Origin of the sequence: Saltatorellus ferox (assembly GCA_007751475.1) — a bacterium.
Taxonomy (GTDB): Bacteria; Planctomycetota; UBA1135; order UBA1135.
The window spans coordinates 1074518-1092698 of sequence record CP036434.1; the positions used below are offsets into that span (position 1 = coordinate 1074518).

Genomic DNA, 18181 nt, shown 5'->3' on the forward strand with positions numbered 1-18181 from the left:
GATGGAAAGGCAATGGCGAGGCCGGACAGGAACCCCTGGCCCGCTGCGCCGAGGTTCCCGTGCTCCATCGAGAAGGGCTGGGAGTCTGCGCCATCCAATCCCGTAAAGGTTAGCGGCGTGGACCCGTCAAGCGGCGACGGGCCTTTGCGGAGATCCAGCTGTTGAAGTCGAGTCCGCTGTTCGCGAGGTGAGCGAGGACCGCGAGGATCATTCCAAGTTCAATTCCGCTGCCGAATCCCTGACTGACCACCGACACGAGTGCCCAAAGGATCAGGGCCGTTCCGAACGAACCGAAGGCGATCGGGACCCGAGGGTCGATCGGTTGGTCGGGTGAATGGAAAGTTCGCAGTGCGGCTGCGGCCAGCACTCCCAGGAGGCCCAGCCAAAGCGGGATCCCGAAGACAGAGAATTGCTGACCCGAAACGTTGATCGACCCCGAGCCCAGCATCCGCCCGGCTCCTCGTCCGAGCTCTCCCAAGATGTTCCCAACCAGTGCATGGGGCGCAATCTCTACCCACGTCATCGAGTACGCCAGAGACAAGATGGCGACGAAGCTCCAGGATCGTGCCAGGTCTTGCTTCAGTTGCTTCGACTCAAAAGCCTCCACCTGGCGTCCGAGCGAGCTCCCTGGCTTGGAACCACCGGACGTAGCTTTGGACGCCGCGTTCGTGCTACGCCTCCGAGCCGGGCGCCGGCCCTGGTGCTTGAGCCCCGTCGCCGCTGGCTCCGATGTCCTCTCCGGTTCGGCGACGAGGTCCTGCTTGAGATCCTCTGCACCTTGGTAGCGCTCATCCGGTTCGTTCTCCAACGCTTTGAACACGACCTCATCAAACTTCCTGTCGCTACCGGACTTGTCAGAGGGTGCAGCGAAACGGCCCAGCGGCAGCTCACCCGTCAACATCTCGTAGACGATGACACCGAGGGAGTAGAGGTCCGCCCGGTGATCGACCGCGCCTGCGGCTCGAAGTTGCTCGGGGGCCATGTAGTGCACGGATCCAAAGGTCTGATGGCTCTGGGTCAGACCCATGCCTTCTGGCTCCAGGCCCCGTAGCTTCGCGAGCCCAAAGTCCGCGATGCGCACGCGTCCCTCGCTGTCCACCAGGATGTTCTCGGGCTTGATATCGCGATGGATGACACCGAGGGAATGGGCGGACTGAAGCGCCTCGCACACCTGGGGAATGAGCTCCAGCACCTCCCTTGGAGACAGCCTTCCCTCCGTCATCAGCTCGCGAAGGCTGGCGCCATCGACGTACTCCAGCACGAGATAGAAGAGCGCTTCAGGAGACCCCGCCCGACCGAAGTCGTAAATGCGGACAATGTGGGGATGGTCCAGCTTCGCGAGCACGCGCGCCTCCCGCTCGAAGCGTTCCGTGAAGTCGGCCGATAGCACTGGATCGTCGCGCTCAAACGGCCTCAGGACCTTGATTGCGACCAGCCGATCCAGCTTGCGATGGCGTGCTCGGTAGACAGCTCCCATCCCACCCTGCCCGATCAAGAGCTGGACTTCATAGGCGGGCAGGGCGTCGGCGAGGGCTTCCACGGAGGGAGCCTCGAAGGCAGGCCGGCCGCTTCCACCGGAACGAGACGTGGAGCTGTTGCCGTCCTTCGCCCCCAAGAGCATGCAAGCCGCGCACGGACCGCCCTCGACGAGCGCGGCGCCACAGCGAGTACAGATCGAAGTCTTGTCAGGTTCCTTGTGGCGTGTCATTGAAAGACCATGAACCGGGCGCGTGGAGAGGTTACGCGGATCATTCGACTTTTCGTCGGAGCGCCTGAATGAGGACCGCGAGTTCTTCGTTCAGATCGCCCGGCTGCTCGATCGTATGCGATACCTCGGCCCGAATGAGCTCGCCCAGACGCGCGCGAAGGCGATGGGAAGCAACCTTGACGGCGCCCACCGTACAGCCGATGGTCGCTGCTCGGTCGGCATGGGTCTGCTTGCCCGGGCTTCCGTCCAGGGTGTCCTCGAGCATCTCGAAGACCAGCGCTTTTCCGCGGCCCTCGTACTCGCTGCGCAGCCTCTCCTTCGCCGCATGGATGAGCTCCTGCGCCCACGCGCGGTCGAAGGCTTCCTCGGGGGATAGGTCCGCCGAGCGCGACCCGTCGTAGCGGCGTGCAGCATCCGCCAAGCCCGCCGGGAACGCGTCGTTGTTCAGGGACTGCACGGGCCCGCCGTCCTGCCGTGCGGCGCGGCTCGCGCGATGGAGATTGAGCACGTAATGCCGAAGCGCACCTCGGAGGTAGCTGCGGAAACGCCCACCGGATGGCTCTGCTCCCTCCAGTCCGCCGCCTTCCAGCAAGCTCGTGATGAAGCCCTGGACGACGTCGCTTGCGTCTTCATCGGATGGTCCTCCTCGCTTTGCCTGGACAAATAGCGGATACCAGTACGCGGTACATAGCTCGCCGAGTGCGCGCTTCGCCTCGACGGTCTTTCCCTTGCTGGAAAGCACCAGGGACCAACGGGTGGTCAGAAAGGGCGCGTGCTGGGTCATTCCCAAGAGTCTACTCAGTAGGAACGGATAGGACTTCCAAGCGGGGTGGCGAGGTGTTGCATTGGTGGGGTAGGGGGCCACGGGCGAGGTCACGCTCCTGGCTGCAGTGGAGGTGACACGGACGAGGTGACCGCGTGGCAGTACCGAACCTGGCAGTACCGAACCCGACCCAAATCCGCCACGTTTCGTCGCCCGCGCGGATGTGACGGAGCTCGGCCGGGTTCGGGACTGCCAGGAGGAACACGGTTCCGCACCAAGAGTGCTTCAAGAGTCAATCCGAGTTCATCTCTTCCAGGTTCGCCTTGGACTCCCCCAGGGGGGTTACACGGAAGAGCTCACGCAGACGCATTCCCCGCGAGGTCGCTCAATGGATCCTGGGTCCGGGAGCCGCCGTCCTTCGAATAGAACTGACTGCGGACGATCCGGGGCTGATCGATCGCCATCAAGAGCGAGCGAGGCTCGCGACTGAACGCCAGCTGGCTCGTAGCCGCCATGCGCCGCTGCCGCTCCCAGTCCATGGGCCAGGAGACCGAGAGAGCGTCTTCCAACGCAAAGCCAGAATGGGCCGGGGCAATCACCCCCTTGCACACAGCATGTTCTCGACGGGCGAATCCCGGGCAGTGCTGAGCCGGGTCCAGAACCGCAACGTCTCATCACTGGGCTCAATGTGGCGGATCTGGGTCGGGTTCGGTCCCGCCACAATCGCCGCCAGCCGCGCGAGGAACTGGTACGGCTTCATGACGAATCCTTTGGTCCCCTCCCGCCACGCCTTGCGTAGCAGCCATGAGACCATGCCATCAGGACGCACCTCGAAGCGCTCGAGGCTTATGGCGGCCCTCGTCACGTAGCGGCAAAGCTTCTCCAGTTGCGCCCGCTGACCCTTCCGGATCAGCGTCGCCGCATGCAACGAGAACCCGTCAGCATTCACCACCAGTGGAGGCGGCACGTATTGACCTCCCCAACCCGATGACTGGAACGCAAGGCCGAGATCAGGGTCGATGAGGCGCTTCAGCGGCTGCCCAGCACCAGGACCGAAAGGTACCAGCGACTTCACCGAGGCAGCCGGCTGGAGAACGAGTAGACTCACTCCATGTCCGTGATCCGGAGGTCTTCCGCTCCCGCCTGGGTTCTGCTGCTGGGGATCGCCTGTTCGGGCGACCCGCAGTCCTCTCTACCGGAGCCGGTTCCCGGGCGCGGAGCCACGAACGTGGAGGCGCTCCTGGCTTTGACCGCGGCGGACCTCGATGTGGGGCGGGCGGCGTTGCTACTCGGGCGAGAGGTGGACCCGGACGTCGATCTGGAGCGGCTCGATCGCCGGCTCGACACTCTGGCAGCCGAGGTGGTGCGGGGGGCGCGCCGGGCCTCCTCGATGGAGGAGCGCCTGCAGGCACTCGTCGGTGTGCTGCGCAGCCAGGGCTTCTACTACGACGAGCAGCAGAACCGGCTCGATGTCCTGCTGGAGAATTCCATCGGGAACTGCGTCGCCTTCTCGACCCTGTACCTGGCCGTGGGGCAACGGGCGGGTCTCGATCTCCGCACCCGCCTCGCTCCCAGCCATCAGTACGTGGAGTTCACCGACGGAACCCGGAGCATCGACATCGAAGCCACGTCCCACGTCGGACTGAAGGAAGGGCTGGGGTCCAGGCTCTTCTTCTTCGGTGAGGACCAGCGCGAGCTTTACGCGCAGCGGCTCGATGCTCGCCAGTGGCTCTCCACTTGCTGGAGCGAGGCCGTGCGTGCGCGGCGGCGCAGCGGGCAGGCCGATGGGGCACTCGAGCACTTGTCGGTGGCCCTGGATCTCTGGCCCGACAACCGGGACGCGCACATGCAGCGAGCGATGCTCCTGCGCGGAGCTGATCCGGAGGCCGCGTCCGAGGCGGCGCAGGCGATCGTGGTTCGCGATCCCTCCGATGCCGACGCATGGGCCCTGATCGCAGAGTGCGAGCTCGGGGCCGGGCAGGTCGAAGCGGCGCGAACGGCCGTGGATCGCGCCCTTGCGATCGACGCTCGCCATCCAAGGGCCTGGCTGCTGTCGGCCCACGTGGCCTTGGAAGAGGGCAGCGCCGAGCGCGCCCTCGCCTGCATCGAGAAGTCCGAGAAGGTCCCGCTCATTCAGCTCCACCCGGTCCGCCTTGCCCAGCACGAACAGCGAATGGGCGGAGTCGACTACGGGCTCCTCCTACACGATGCCAGGGCCCGTGCTCACCTGGCACGGGCTCAGGAGTTGATGGAGGAGATCGACGAAGCCGGAGACCGCGAGGAAGTCGGGCCCCCGGAGGAACGCCTCGTCCAGCTCAAGTACCACCTGAGAGCCGGACAGCTCCACTCCCTCGCCAGGAGGGTCCTCGAGGATCACAACGGACCACCGGGAGCGCGATCCGAGTCGGCTCCCGCCGTGCCTGCCGTGCCCGAGGTCTCCGAGGTCTTCGAGGATCTTCCCCCCGGACTGGAGTCCCTGGCGCAGGAGGTGCGGTCCTTGCTCCCGCCGGATCAGCAGCAGTAGAGGTGAGAGGTGTGAAGGCCCGCCGGCTCTGGCTGGCGGACCCTCGAGTCCTTGGCTCCGTCGATGGGGGGGGGCAGTGCCACCCTCCGACCCCGGCTCCGGAACGAAGCTCAGGGAAGCGGCAGCCGAGAGGTTGAAGGAGCTACCTCCCGCGGCCGGGTCACGGAACCTGGTCTGGAAGCGCCACTGGCTGCCAGGGAGGATCTGACGGAAAGGACTTCCAAGCGGGGTGTCTAGACCCCAGTGACCGTAGCCTGGGGCCCGATTTCGCCCCCTCCGACCAGCACCACCTGTTGGCTTCACCACGACCTCCAGCCAGCACCCTCCCCAAGGCGTTGGCTGTTCTTGTTTCATCGAGCACGATCGCCCGCGCGCTGCTTTGCTGCGCCCTACTTTCCGAAGTCCAGCCGCCCCTGCCGAGGCGGCATCGGTATTCGGACCTCGGGCTCTGCCGGTGGGGAACGGCTCGGCCCCGGCGATGACGAGTCTCCTCCACCCAGCAAATCAGATGACCTCCTCGCCGCCGCTCTCACCCCCTCCAAGACCTTCCGCGCTGTCTCTGGGTCCGTGATTGCCGAGATCATGTGCCTGCGCCCGCGGCAGCGCGGGCAGCGGAGAACATCCTCCGAAGAGACCCTCTTCAAGAGATCTGCCCAGCGGATGTACCTCTGACTCATCGGCGGCTCCCGAGGCTCCATCGACGCGCCTTCTTCGGCGGCACCTGCCGCCTTCGGCTCCTTCCGAACCACCGGGCGCGGTACCACCTGATCGCGCAGCGGCGATGCGGCACAATCGCCGCCAGCCGCGCGAGGAACTGGTACGGCTTCATGACGAATCCTTTGGTCCCATCCCGCCACGCCTTGCGTAGCAGCCACGAGACCATGCCATCAGGATGCACCTCGAAGCGCTCGAGGCTTATGGCGGGCCTCGTCACATAGCGGCAGAGCTTCTCCAGCTGCGCTCGCTGACCCTTCCGGATCAGCGTCGCCGCATGCAACGAGAACCCGCTTGCGTTCACTACCAGTGGAGGCGGCACGTCTTGACTCCCCCAACCCGACGACTGGAACGCAAGGCCGAGATCAGGGTCGATGAGGCGCTTCAGCGGCTGTCCAGCACGAGGACCGAAGGGCACCAGCGACTTCACCGAGGCAGCCGTCAGGGCCGGAAAGAACGCATCATCACGCACGTCGCCAAAATCGAGAAGCGGCTGCTCATCGGCGCCCGCGTCCGCGTACTCCCAAGGGGGGGGCGTCGTCTTTGCGTAGCGGCAGACCGAGTGCGATCGGGTCGAGGGAGTCGCGCTTCAACACACGACGGATGCGCGCGATCGCGCCTGTGTGCACACGCTCGACCTCCGCCGACGTCGATGGATCCGCGCGCAGAAAGACGGGAGACTCGAAAGCGCTGCGCGTGACGTACACACCGTCCAGGTAGAGGGTGTGGGGGTGAACATTGAGCCCCAACGAGGATTCAAAGCGCTGCGTCGAGTTCACGGCGCCGATGTCGAGCCGGACCGGGGGTTCAGGAACGGAAGGTGCGGCTGCCTCCAGGTCGCCTTGCCCTTGTTGCTGCTGACGATCCAGGGTCACTTGTCCGCGGCGTTTGTAGGACGCAGAGACCGCGCGAAGGTGCGCCCGCGTTACCTCTCGGCAGAGCTCCGCGTTCATCGCCATCGCCAGGCGCAGCGGCTTGGGGACCGTGAGCACCCACTGGCGCACATCGACATCGGGGAAGACCCTGTCGACGAGGTGCGCGGCCGTCTGCGCCATCTGGCCGAACGCTGGATCACCGCACTCAAGTAGAGCCTCGAATTCCTGGATGACGTACTGCGGCAGGCAACGACCGCCGTGCTCGTCCTCGAACTCCGCGAGGAAACCGGGAAGGTGCGCACGGACGAAATTCTGGAGCGGCGAGCGGCCCCCCCCGTGCCCCTGAAGATGTCCGGTGGATCTTCCATTCCAGAGGAACGGACCGATCAAGCTCGAAGCGGGTTGCGCGCATGGCGCCATGGCTACGCTACGCCCCCAAGATGTTGCTTGAGCTGCTGGAATCGGAACGTGGACAGGTCGCCGCAGTCCATCCGGTTCGAACCACGAGAACCTCCACATCCGCGGATACCAGGAAGACGGCACGATCACCACCCCCTTCGACATGGCGGTGCTCAACGACCTCGACCGCTTCCACCTCGTCATGGACACCATCGATCGGGTGCCGCAGGTGGGCGACGCGGGCATCGCCCTGAAGACGCACCTTGAGGAGAAGCTGGTCGAGCACCGGACGATCGCGAGGCACTCGCGATCGGCCGCGTTGAGGCCGGGGCGCGCCTGGACGCCACCGATTGCGGTGCTCCGGAAGGACAGAGCAGCGCGGACGACTTCGGCATCCATGGCCCATAGGAAGCGCTTGCTCAGGCAGGCCAGACGTCCGTCTACCCATTCTACCCATCGGAGTCAGTGCGTGCTCCAACCCACGATGTCTTCACGTTCAGCTTCTACTCGCCCTCGGAGGACGAGTACGGTTTCAGCCTGGTCGAACGGGACCAGCCGCTGGTGGCCAGTTCAGAGCCAGGCTACTGGCTGGGTGCACTCGCTACCTGAGCGGCGGAAACGACTCCGGAACGGTACCTCCAGACGGTCTGCGTGATTACCAACCGCGGTCCAGTACGCGCAGCCCGCGGACTTCGCCAGTGACCGCCGCGGTGGCCCGTAGTTGAACGGCCTGAAACTCGAACTCCGCGATCCCGAACGGCGACAGCTCGGGAAGCGTCAGCGGCAGCGATGCTGGCGCCGCGCCGAGGAATACCCGCCGCTGGCTTCCGAGGGGGCCTCCAATGAAGAGTTCGCCGACGAAGCCGGCGGGAAGGTTGGAACGCCCAGCCCTCAGACCTACGACCAAGAGCAGCGGAGACCCAGCGTCACCATCGGCTATGGCTACGAGTGTTCCGCCTTCCTGTTGGATCGCCGGGCCGATATCGAGTCGTACCGCGGCACCAGGATGCGCTGTCTCGGTCGCGCCTCCCAGCAGCGCCACGGGAACGCCAGCCTCGGCGTTGAGGCAGTTGAACCCAACGCCGCCCTCACCACCCAGGACCATCGCGCCAAGGATCTCGACGTCAGTGTCGATGGCGGTCACCCCGTTGCCGCCGGGTCCGGGCTCTGGCCAACATCCGAAGGCGGACATCAGTCCTTCGCCCCCCGACCCGCCCACGACCGTCGAGCCTGAGACAAACGTCGTCCCACCTTCCAGGTACAGCCCGGCAGCCCCAGCTCGACCGGCGTAAAACGACTGAAGCTCGAACGAGGCGCCGAAGTAGGCGCCGCCGCCCAGCGTCAAGTGGGATGAGGTAGCGTGCACTGCGCTTCCAGAATCGGACAGCGCTGTGCAGTTCGTCAGCACCACGTCGCTGCAGTCCAGCAAGCGAACACCGGCGACATCCATACCGTGGAATTCGCCGTCTTGAAGGCGAACGGAACCATCGCAGTGAGCTAGCAGCAGAGCCGGGTCACCTGAACCCGGAGCTGCCTCGATGTCGATCCCGTCCAGCAAGACTTGCTCGCCGGGCCCAATGCCTTGGATCCGAACGGTCCCGGACACCCGAACCTCACCGCTTGCTGAAGAGTTGACGATGGTGATCTCCTTGCCAAAGATCCCGAAGTACGAGTAGTTACCGGGGGCCACGCGAATGATGTCCCCAGACGCCGCTGCGCTGACGGCGTCACGGACCTCAAAGAATGGGCCAGCGACCGAATCGACGTCCAGGACGCCGCAGACAAGGAGCATGGGAAGAGCGAGCATGGCAACGAGCGGGGTGAGAGTTCGTGAAACGGGATAGCCTCCAAGCTAACGAACCCCCTGACTTTCAGAGTGTCACCCTGGTTCCCGTGATTCGGCCATCGGACGGTCCGAGCCGGATCAGGCGGCCTATCGGCCACGGCCTGCCTTCTGTGATCGCTGCGACTCTTCGCTGCGCCACGCGCGATCTGAACCCGTGTACCGGGCGTCCAGCGAGAACCAGGATCGCGCGCTCGACACTTCGGTACGGATAGGACTTCCAAGCGGGGTGGCGAGGTGTTGCATTGGTGGGTAGGGGGCCACGGGCGAGGTCACGCTACTGGCTGCAGTGGAGATGACGCGGACGAGGTGACCGCAAGCTGAGCGTGATTCGCGCCTCTGGAAGGCGTGGGCGCGCCGACGCACCGGTTTGGCGCTGGCGCAGATCATCACTCGCGAGACCGTAGGGGGCTGCCCCGCGGATCGGGTGGCGATAGCGAGATTCAGCATTTCAGAGACGTCCTTCTCTCAGTGGTTGGCGGATGGACGGCGATGGGAGCTCGGGCAACGCAGCGCGACGCCGTCTCTTCCGGCTCCTCGGTGTTTCTTGGGGTCACCATCATCGCTTCGCCAGCGTAAGCTGGGAGTATGCCCCATACGTGTTGCCTCCCGCGTGTCCTCGTCGCGATCACGACGCTCTTCTGGATGGGTGTCAGCGAAGCCCAGACGCGCGTGGCCTGCCTCGGCGATTCCATCACCTACGGACACGGCGCGGGGGAGACGCCGGAGGACATCGCATTCTCCAGCTATCCTTCCGTGCTGAATCGTCTGCTGCGCCACGCGCCAGGCGAGGCGTACGACGTCAAGGGATTTGGGGCAAGCGGGCATACGCTGCGCCCGGACAGCCCGCTGCCCTACGTCGAGAGCCGCGAGTTCGCGAAGGCGCTTGGGTTTCAGCCGGATGTCGCCATCGTGATGCTCGGGACGAATGACAGCTATCGTGAAGAGGACGGCGACGACTGGGGCGCGCCGGTCCGGGGGCGCGTGGCGGCGCTGGTCGCAGCGCTCCGACAGTCCAGTCCTGACGTTCGCGTGCTTCTGGCCTCGCCGCCCGAGATCTTCCCCGAACTGCCGGGGCTCGACGAAGAGCGCGTCGCCAACCTGGGCCAGCGAAAGCCTCGTCTGGAGGCGATCTCCCTGGCGCTGAGCGCCGCGGCCGGCGAGATGTCAGGCGTGGAGTTCGTGGACATGGGCTCGGTGCTCCGCATGCGCGACGTGACCGACGGCGTCCACCCGAACGCATTCGGCGCGGAGCGGATCGCGTACCGGCTGGCGAGTGAAATCTTGGGCGCGACGGAGTCAAGCACACCGTTCGATGAGCCGAGCGTCTGGCCGACGCCGTCGGCCGAGTACCGCGGACAGAGCGCTGGTTGGGGCGGCGGGACCTGGCGGACGGCGTTCCAGTCACTGCAAGACCTCGAGGAAAGCGCGCGCTCCGAGCCGCCCATGCACGTGCTGTTCCTCGGTGACTCGATCACCCAGAGCTTGACCGGCCATGGGAACCGCTTCGCGGTGCCTGGCGGCTCGCGGGCGTTCGATCGCTACCAGGGCAAGCGGCGAGCCGTTTCCCTGGGGCTCTCCGGCGACCGAACGGAGCACCTTCTCTATCGCATCGAACAGGGATCGCTCGACGGGTTCTGGCCGCACGTGATCGTCCTGCAGATCGGGATCAACAACATCAACGCAGCGGGGCACACGGCGAAGCAAACCTTCGACGGGATCGTCGCGGTGGTCGAAGCGCTAAGGGCGCGGCTTCGTATGAGCGAGGTCGTGATCACAGGGCCCTTTCCCGCGGGCGCGGATCCTGAGGGGCGCGTTCGTCAATCCGTGAAGGAGGTGCACGCACTCCTCGAGGCCCACCAGTTCGACCCGCGCGTGCGCTACCTCGACCTGTCCGAACTCTTTATCGACGAAGACGGCCAGACGCTGCCGACGCTGGGCCGCGACAGCCTGCACATCACCGACGCGGGACGCGAAGCCTGGATGGCGGCGATCGAGCCGCAGCTGACTCGCTTCACCGGCGTACCCGCTCGCGAGGGTTTCGGTGAGCGCTGGGTGACAGGCCGCTTGGTCGATGAGGCCGATGGCCTGCCCCTGCCCGGGCTCGGCGTTCACGAGACCACGGCGGGTTGGGTTCGCGCGTCGGGGCGTACCGGGTTTCTCGGCGCATTCGTGCTTCAAGACCGCGATGGGCGCGAGGTGGAAATGCCGCCGGGCGAGATCGTCCTGACGTTCCGCCAAGGCGAGCACTGGCTGGACGACGCCCGCCGGACGGTCGCGATTCCGATCGAGGGGGTCGTTCCGGTTCGCATCGGTCCCACCTACTTCCTCGACCTTCCCGAGGACGTGCCCACGGGCTCCGACGACCTGGAGTGCGTGGTCTTCGGGCCCGGCGATGACCCGGAGCGGCCCGTGACTCGCTGGAACGGCGTGAGCCTCGAACTGGTGACGGAGATTCATGGCTGGGTGGAACCGCCGCCCTGGATTCGCTTGCCGGAGCCGCTTGACGCGGGCGAGCACTCGCTCCGTTTGAGGTGGGGGGATCCTTTGCTGGAAGCGCGTGCGTCGCTTCCGTTCGCGGAGGGAAGGCACCCGTCGCGCGTGACCCTGGAGCTGGCGCCCCTGGGCGCGGTGGACTTCACCGTGGCGCCCGGCGTGATCCCGCGGAGTCAGCCGTTCTTCCTGCGGCCCGCAGCCGAGGACGCGCCGGTCATTCGTCGCGCGCTCGTCGAGCTCCCGGAGGAGGGAGCGGCACCCCGGTTGTCCCTCGGGTTCTTGGAGCCGGGGCAGTACGAGTGGGAGCTCGGGTTCGGCGGCGCCTTCGGAAGCGGGGCTGTGGAGGTGCTCGGCGGCGAGCGCGTTCAGGTCCAGGTCAATGGAGAACGAGTGCTGGGCTCGGCCAGCTCGCCGGCGCCTTACACGGTGACCGTCCAGCTGGAAACTCAGGCGGCCACGGATTTGGAGACGAGCGACCTCCACGCCGTCGCTTCGCCGCTCGGGTTCGTTTGGGGTCGTGAATCCCATGGAATCGACATCCTCGAGAACTCCGAGGGCGGTGGCTTCCTGCTCGCGATCGATCGACTCGGCCCCGGGCCATGGGTCGTCGGTGTTGGAGTCAAGAATCCTGGTGTGGCGCAGCCTTTTCCCATCCTCGTGGAGGACGGTGCTCCGATGGGAACGCTCAAGGTGGTGCCGCTCGCGCCTCGCAAGACCCTGTCCGTGCGCTGTGTGGATGCGGAGGGCCAGCCCTCGCCCCATGGCTTCGCGGTCGGCTTCCGGGAAGGCAACCGAACCTTCTTGTCTGAGCCGGGCGGTCCAGGCGGCGGCCAAGCGGTCACGATCGATGTTCCCGGCGACCGAGTGACGGTGCTCTCTCTGTGGGGGGAGCATCTGGGCCTGTCCATGCTTCGGTACGACCCCGAGGTAGACGGCGACACGCTCGAGGTCGAAGTGGATCGTGGGAACCCCTATCGCCAGTACTTCAGGGTCGAGAACCTGGCCGGGCGGCCGCTCGCTGGAGTGAGCGTCGATCGCGGCGTTGAGCGGCTCGGAGTCACGGACGAGCTCGGTCACCTGTGGTTCGAGCTGCCACCGAAAGGGCCCGACGGCCTCTTCACGGTGGGGGCGGCGAACCCGGAACTCGAGCTCCTCTATCCCTTCGAGAATGGATTCGACCTCAGTGGATTCGAGGGACCTCAGATCACCGGCTATCCCGTGAAGATGAGAAGACGAGAGTAGAGGCCGGACGCGTCGCCGAGCGTTGAATGCAAGACGCCCCGGCGTCCCGCGAGGAACGCCGGGGCGTCTTGGTTTGACCTAGGAACGATTCACTTCAGGCTCAGTCGTTCGCAGCCTTCATGGCCTCGCGCACGACCGGCGCTTCGTCAAGGAAGGCCAGGCCGCCCTCGCCATCGCTCATCGTGTCGTCGCGATCGATCCAGACCTTCTTTTGCTCCTCGAACTTACCGCGGAGGAGCTGCTCGGCGAGCGGGTCCTCGATGTAGCGTTCGATGGCGCGGCGGAGGGGCCGGGCACCGTAGTCTCCGTGGAAGCCCTTGGTGATCAAGAACTCGAAGGCTGCGGGGTTGAGGTCGATCGTGATGTCGTGCTCCGCGAGGCGGCCACGGACTTAGGACAGCTGGAGGTGAACGATGCGCTTGGAAGTCCCCTCCGTCAACCGGCGCGGTGGCGACAGGGGACTCTGGCAAAGATTTGAGACAATCAGTGTGCAGCTGAGAACCTCATGCCCCTGTGGGGACCCACCCGGACGCCGTGGCGTCCACCCGGGTCAGCGTGGACTGCTAAACTGCGCTCCCAGCTTCCAGGACCTACCCAAGCTCGACATGCTTCACTGCTCCGGTTTCTTTGCGATCCCCCGCGCCGCGCGGGTCTTTCTCGCGTGCTCCACACTGGTCGCGCCCCTCCTCGCAACCCCACAGTTCGGCCCAGCCAGGCTCATCAACTCGACTGCCACGGCGGGCGCGCGCTCAGCCGTCGCCCTCGACGTGAACCTCGATGGCCGAAAGGACTTCGTGGCGACGACGGACTTCTTCGGCGCGCTGCACGTATTCCGACAGGATTCCATGGGAGGGTTCGACGGCGGGCAGCGACTGCGGTTGGACGGGAGTGGGACCGTCAGCCACCTGCACGCGGCCGACCTCGACGGAGACGGCGACCTCGACCTCCTCGTTTGTGACTCGGAAACAGGCCGGGTCGCGTGGCTTCCCGTTGTGGGCGGCGCGCGCTTGTTCGACTCCCCGCAGACGATAACGACCGACGCAAGTGCCGTCGAGAAAGCAACAACGGGCGATGTGGACGGCGATGGACTGCGAGATATCGTGGTCTCCGCCCAGGACCGCCAGCAGGTCCTCTGGTTCAAGAACCTCGGCGCCGGACAGTTCGGTCCCGAGCAGATCCTCGCCCCGAATCAGTACCTCTCGACGGCGATCGAGCTGGTGGACGTTGACCTCGATGGCGACCTCGACCTGCTCACGAACTCTTCCCTCTCGGGGTTCCACTGGTATCGCAACCTCGGCGCAGGCGCGTTCGGACCGCAAATCGTGCTCGACTTCCGTATGGACACGGCGCGCGAGGTCCACGGCGGTGATATCGACGGGGACGGTGACGTCGACTACGTCGGCGTCGGGCTGGACAACGGGACAGGCGATGTGCTCGTGCTGTTCGAAGGCGATGGCCTGGGCAATCTCGCCACCTCGCGGACGACGCTGCTTGCCGGAGCGGCCGTGCGCTCAGTGGCGCTCCTCGACGTGAATGAAGACGGCGTCCTTGACGTGGTCTATCAGCTCACCATTTCGACAGAGGTGCTCGAGCTTCGTGCGCTTCTGCACACGGGAGGCGGAGCGTTCTCCGACGTGCTGCTCGCGCCGATGAGCAGCACCACGTCCAAGCTCGAGCGCGCGGATTTCGATGGTGACGGGCGCGTGGATCTGCTCGGGTACGCGGACCGCGTTCTGGTCCCCATTCGGAACATGGCGCCGTCGACGTTCGCGGAGCAGCCGCAGGTGAGCACGGACGGGGCCTACGCATTTCCCGTTGGGCTCGTCGATGAAACCGGTGACGGAGCACGCGACTTCATTGTCTCGAGCTCTGGCCTCGCCGTCCTGCCTCATCTGGGAGAGGGCCGCTTCGGCCGACCCGTTCAGTCGGTCTTCCAGAGCGAGTTCCTGGCGCTGCCGGGAGCCGTGGGGGATCTCGACGGCGATGGCATCGCAGACGTCTTGGGGCGTGGCCCGGATCAGGCTACGGGACAGGGCGTGAGCTGGAGTTCGGGCGTGGGGGACGGGACCTTTCGCGAGCCCATCGCGATCCCCGCTCTCCCCGTGACCTTCAGTGGGCCGAACCTCCGCCTTTCGGATCTGGACGGTGATGGAGACCTGGACATCCACGGGGTCTACGAGTTCCTGGGGCGGACCTTCTGGGTCGAGAACATGAACCAGGCGCAAAGCTGGACCTACCACGACCTCGCGAGCCTGGGGCGCCCGACCGAGCTTCGCGCCATCGACGTCAACGACGATGGGCAGCTCGACCTCGTCGCCTACGGCGCGCCGTCGGTCGCCACGGAAGGCGTGGCCGTCTACCTCAACCTGGGGGGCGGTGCCTTCGGACCCATGGCCATGCAAGCCGCGGGACCGCTTCACCTGCGCGGCGAGAACGCCGACTTCAACGGGGACGGGCGGCTCGACGTCGCTTACCGGGTTTCGGGTACGAGCACGGAGTTCTTCTATCTTCCGAATACCGGGCAGGGCGGGTTCGGTCCTGCCGTTTCGATGGGAGTCGCGCCGTTCACGTTCTTGCCCTTCTATGCGTTCGACCAGGACGATGACGGCGACGACGACCTCGTGTATGTGCTGCGGACCGGCGGCCTCCCGCCCCAGGATCAGCTCCTGTGGATCGAGAACCTCGGCGGCAGCTTCGCTCCATACGCAGTCTTGCAGGACCCATTGGGAAGTGATCAAGGCCTCGCCGTCGACTTCATCCACGGCTTCTTTGACGTGGACGGCGATGGCGATCGCGATCCCGTCTGGAACGAGCGGTCGAGCTCGCCGCGCTTCCTCGTGTGGCGCAGCAACGAGCGTGAGCTCGGCGACACTTACTGTAGTGCCGTGCCCAACTCGACGGGCGTGCCGGCTACCCTCAGCGCCGCGGGTACCCGCGAGGTCTCCGCGAACGGCCTCCGCTTACGCGCCACCGATCTGCCCATCGACATCGCGGGTATCCTGATCGCGTCCCGGACCCAGGGCTTCACCGCCATGCCAGGCGGCAGCCTTGGCAACATCTGCCTCGCGGGCGCCGTGAGCCGCTACGCCCGTCCAGGCGAGGTCGGCTTCTCAGGCGCGTCGGGGTCGTTCGAGCTCGCGCTCGATCTAACCGATACGCCGACCGCGACCGGGGCGATCAGCGTCCTCGCGGGCGAAACCTGGAACTACCAGGCGTGGTACCGAAACGTCTACCAGGGAGCGACGTCGAACTTCACGTCGGCACTGTCCGTGACGTTCCGCTGATCCTTCAAGGCCGCTTCGGTGAATTCGCTGGCCCCCTTCGGCGCTGGAGCTACGAATCGACCTGGGTCCGCGTCCCCGAGAACGGTCGTGTCACTTCCGTCGTCGAACTCCACCCGGGCGGCCGAATCGACGTCTCGATCGATCACGGCCCTGTCGACCCGGAGGATCTCGCTCAGCTCATGAACGAGATCGTCTGGATACGGGCCGGTATCGACGAATCCAGCCTTGCTTCTGGAGCATCTCTGTGGCCGGTGACGCTCTTCCTTCACCACGGGAATGGGGACGTCGAGCCGGTGCTTCGCGTCTGTCTTCCGACGTCGGCGCGCATGAAGAACGTCGAGAGCGGTCCCCATCCGAGCCGTGGCCTGACGGATTGGTTCCCATCCGGCAAGACGTGCCGTTCGGAGACCCTGTCCTCGGGCTGGTTCGTGCTGGAAGCGGTTCGAGGGGATGGTGCGAGGATCCGCATTCCCGTGGAGATCCAACCCGGGGAGACGACCCAGGTGCCGATCCGCTTCGACCCTTGCAGTGAATGGCCAGGAGTGCGCTTCGGTCGCCCGCGCTCAAGAGGCCGAAGTCAGCTCGACGGGAGGGCGTTCGCGATCGGTGTCGAGCCCGAGATCACCTCGAACGGCTCTCCGGGACCCTTGTTGCCCTCGATGAAGCCGAAGGTGTCGGGTTCTCCGGGGGGAGGCTGTGGTCCGGGTGGGCTGCGCCCAGCCAGTGACGTGCTCCCGCAGGCTGATGCCCCACGATCCGGGGAAGGAGATTCGAAGAAAATCGCGGGTTCGATGGTGCAGGGTTCGAAGGGCCCACGCCAAGACCGTCGAAACCCGTCTGGAAGCTCTCGTCCATCGGACGAACCAGGACGGGGTCCCTTGTTCCGGACGCATTCATCTACCCCCCCCACGATCCTTCGAAGGCTCTCTCGATTCCCATGATCTTCCGTCACCTCGCCCTGGCTTCCCTTGCCCTCACACTTTCCAGCATCGGTCTGGCTACGGCCTCGGGCTCCCCTTCAGCTCCGCAAGCGGAGGTGCCACGGCCCCACGCAGCGGACTTCGAGCGCTTCGAGCAGTGGCTCGGCAACTGGGAAGGGACCTGCGTGGGTCACAACCGGGACGGCATGACCAACACCTACCCCGTCAAGTCCCAGGTCCGCCGTACCCACGGCGACAAGGCGATCAGCTACCAGGCCCAGTACCAGGGCGAAGACGGTGGCTATTCGAACCTGACCCATGCCTTCATCGGAATCGACGATGAAACCGAGGAGCTGACTTTCATTCGGGTCGGCGGCCAGGCCAGTCACGTGAACCGGCACACCGGCGTGTGGCTGGACGAGAACACCTGGATGATGTCGTCCACGGGCCGCAGCGAAGAGGGCATCGATTCCTGGCGGCTCATCCGCACGTTCGAGGGGGGGCGCACCTACCTGAAGGTTGAACTGGCGGAGGGTGACGAGCCCTTCTGGACGAGGTGGACCTTCGAAGAGTCCAGGATCGGTGAGTTCGAGTTCGCGAAGCCTGCGGCATCGGAAGAACAGCAGGGCCAGGTGTCGGAAGAGATGACCCGACTGGCGCCCTTCATGGGAGCCTTCACGTTCGAAGGGGCCACTCCGAGCCAGGACTTCCCCGGGAAGGTCTATCCTTTCACCGGCCGGATTCAGGAGCAGATGCTGCCAGGTACCCTGGTGTCCCACGGCACCTGGGAAGTGGACGCCAATCCATACAGTGAGGCCAAGGCCGGGAACTGGTTCCGCTTCTGGGACGCCCCGAAGAACTGCTACCAGTACGTGGGGGTCTCGAACGAAGGGCGGATCGAGACGAAGTTCGGATCGATCAACGAGGACGGTGCCCTGGTGATGTTCCAGGCACGGTATCGATCGGAGTCCCAGCGCGTGCGACGCACCATTAGCACCCCCTCCGAGGAAGGCAAGCTGCACATCCTGAGGGAGGGCCTCGACGCGGATGGCGACCAGGGAGTCGTGTGGTTCTGCACCAGCACCCCGGCGTCACGGCAATGAGAGCCGGCTCGGCAGACGGTCGGGAGAGGCGCCGCTGACTTCGAGACGTCGACGATCACCGAGGTCACCGAGAGCCGTGCCCAGTTCTTCAAGGGCGCACTCGGGCCGGTGGAGCTTTCTGGGGATGGCGAACCAAAATTGACCCACAGGGCCAACGAAACCTGACCCACCCCGGGGAGGTTGATGGGGGTCGTTTGTGGCCCGTGGGTTGGGGGCGAAGCCCCCGTGATGTCTGGGGCCTGAGTCGCGAAGCAGCGAAGGGTTCCGTCGTTGCCTCAGGGCCGACGGCGCAGCCCCCCCCCCCCCGTCG

At 65.6% G+C, this 18181-nt stretch carries 13 protein-coding genes and 1 pseudogene; 5 read left to right on the plus strand and 9 right to left on the minus strand.

The genetic code is table 11. The features are described 5' to 3' along the window. Nucleotides 1-109: 109 nt before the first annotated feature. From Poly30_RS03980 to Poly30_RS03995, 4 genes are all read right to left on the minus strand, one after another. Nucleotides 110-1708: a serine/threonine-protein kinase gene (locus tag Poly30_RS03980; RefSeq protein ID WP_145194729.1), complete on the minus strand. Its 1599-nt coding sequence runs from the start codon at nt 1706-1708 to the stop codon at nt 110-112. A 40-nt stretch (nt 1709-1748) separates the two neighbouring features. Beyond that, nucleotides 1749-2492, minus strand: a complete 744-nt coding sequence (locus tag Poly30_RS03985) for an RNA polymerase sigma factor (RefSeq protein WP_145194730.1) — start codon at nt 2490-2492, stop codon at nt 1749-1751. A gap of 335 nt (nt 2493-2827) precedes the next feature. Beyond that, nucleotides 2828-3040, minus strand: coding sequence for a hypothetical protein (locus Poly30_RS03990; RefSeq protein ID WP_145194731.1), 213 nt, complete (start codon nt 3038-3040; stop codon nt 2828-2830). Between the two features lie 26 nt (nt 3041-3066). After that, nucleotides 3067-3579, minus strand: a complete 513-nt coding sequence (locus Poly30_RS03995; RefSeq protein ID WP_419190926.1) for a transposase — start codon at nt 3577-3579, stop codon at nt 3067-3069. 3 nt (nt 3580-3582) lie between these two features. Here Poly30_RS03995 and Poly30_RS04000 point away from each other — a divergent pair, with 3 nt between their 5' ends. Continuing rightward, nucleotides 3583-4995: a tetratricopeptide repeat protein gene (locus tag Poly30_RS04000; protein ID WP_145194733.1), complete on the plus strand. Its 1413-nt coding sequence runs from the start codon at nt 3583-3585 to the stop codon at nt 4993-4995. A gap of 673 nt (nt 4996-5668) precedes the next feature. Here Poly30_RS04000 and Poly30_RS04005 read toward each other — a convergent pair. Together Poly30_RS04005 and Poly30_RS04010 are read right to left on the minus strand one after the other, a co-directional pair. After that, nucleotides 5669-6181: a transposase gene (locus tag Poly30_RS04005; protein ID WP_145194734.1), complete on the minus strand. Its 513-nt coding sequence runs from the start codon at nt 6179-6181 to the stop codon at nt 5669-5671. Between the two features lie 25 nt (nt 6182-6206). Beyond that, nucleotides 6207-6974 (minus strand): transposase, encoded by a 768-nt coding sequence (locus tag Poly30_RS04010; RefSeq protein WP_145194735.1) that lies wholly within the window; start codon nt 6972-6974, stop codon nt 6207-6209. 106 nt (nt 6975-7080) lie between these two features. On the opposite strand from Poly30_RS04010, the pseudogene Poly30_RS28095 reads away from it, so the two are divergent. Next, a pseudogene (locus Poly30_RS28095) lies at nt 7081-7272 on the plus strand (phosphoketolase family protein); the annotation flags it as partial. Between the two features lie 366 nt (nt 7273-7638). Here the strand turns inward: Poly30_RS28095 and Poly30_RS04020 are convergent. Beyond that, nucleotides 7639-8790, minus strand: a complete 1152-nt coding sequence (locus Poly30_RS04020) for a right-handed parallel beta-helix repeat-containing protein (protein WP_145194736.1) — start codon at nt 8788-8790, stop codon at nt 7639-7641. A gap of 624 nt (nt 8791-9414) precedes the next feature. Here Poly30_RS04020 and Poly30_RS04025 point away from each other — a divergent pair. Further along, entirely contained in the window at nt 9415-12564 is a 3150-nt protein-coding gene (locus Poly30_RS04025) for a GDSL-type esterase/lipase family protein (protein ID WP_145194737.1), read from the plus strand. 100 nt (nt 12565-12664) lie between these two features. On the opposite strand, the gene Poly30_RS04030 is transcribed toward Poly30_RS04025, so the two are convergent. Beyond that, nucleotides 12665-12892, minus strand: a complete 228-nt coding sequence (locus Poly30_RS04030; RefSeq protein ID WP_419190927.1) for a hypothetical protein — start codon at nt 12890-12892, stop codon at nt 12665-12667. 277 nt (nt 12893-13169) lie between these two features. On the opposite strand from Poly30_RS04030, the gene Poly30_RS04035 reads away from it, so the two are divergent. Further along, nucleotides 13170-15848 carry an FG-GAP repeat domain-containing protein gene (locus Poly30_RS04035; RefSeq protein ID WP_419190928.1) on the plus strand — a complete coding sequence of 893 codons (2679 nt, stop codon included), beginning with the start codon at nt 13170-13172 and terminating at the stop codon, nt 15846-15848. Here Poly30_RS04035 and Poly30_RS04040 read toward each other — a convergent pair. Then, nucleotides 15794-16201 carry a hypothetical protein gene (locus tag Poly30_RS04040; protein WP_145194740.1) on the minus strand — a complete coding sequence of 136 codons (408 nt, stop codon included), beginning with the start codon at nt 16199-16201 and terminating at the stop codon, nt 15794-15796. The genes Poly30_RS04035 and Poly30_RS04040 overlap by 55 nt on opposite strands. Before the next feature lie 584 nt (nt 16202-16785). On the opposite strand from Poly30_RS04040, the gene Poly30_RS04045 reads away from it, so the two are divergent. Then, complete coding sequence (locus Poly30_RS04045) at nt 16786-17871, plus strand: hypothetical protein (RefSeq protein ID WP_145194741.1); 1086 nt, start codon at nt 16786-16788, stop codon at nt 17869-17871. The last annotated feature ends 310 nt before the right edge of the window (nt 17872-18181 follow it).

Bases quoted from the DNA above. Each gene is read 5' to 3' on its own strand.
- Poly30_RS04000 (WP_145194733.1), top strand. From the start codon at position 3,583: ATGTCCGTGATCCGGAGGTCTTCCGCTCCCGCCTGGGTTCTGCTGCTG.
- Poly30_RS04025 (WP_145194737.1), top strand. From the start codon at position 9,415: ATGCCCCATACGTGTTGCCTCCCGCGTGTCCTCGTCGCGATCACGACG.
- Poly30_RS04035 (WP_419190928.1), top strand. From the start codon at position 13,170: ATGCTTCACTGCTCCGGTTTCTTTGCGATCCCCCGCGCCGCGCGGGTC.
- Poly30_RS03985 (WP_145194730.1), bottom strand. From the start codon at position 2,492: ATGACCCAGCACGCGCCCTTTCTGACCACCCGTTGGTCCCTGGTGCTT.
- Poly30_RS04040 (WP_145194740.1), bottom strand. From the start codon at position 16,201: ATGGGGACCGCTCTCGACGTTCTTCATGCGCGCCGACGTCGGAAGACA.
- Poly30_RS04020 (WP_145194736.1), bottom strand. From the start codon at position 8,790: ATGCTCGCTCTTCCCATGCTCCTTGTCTGCGGCGTCCTGGACGTCGAT.
- Poly30_RS04045 (WP_145194741.1), top strand. From the start codon at position 16,786: ATGATCTTCCGTCACCTCGCCCTGGCTTCCCTTGCCCTCACACTTTCC.
- Poly30_RS03980 (WP_145194729.1), bottom strand. From the start codon at position 1,708: ATGACACGCCACAAGGAACCTGACAAGACTTCGATCTGTACTCGCTGT.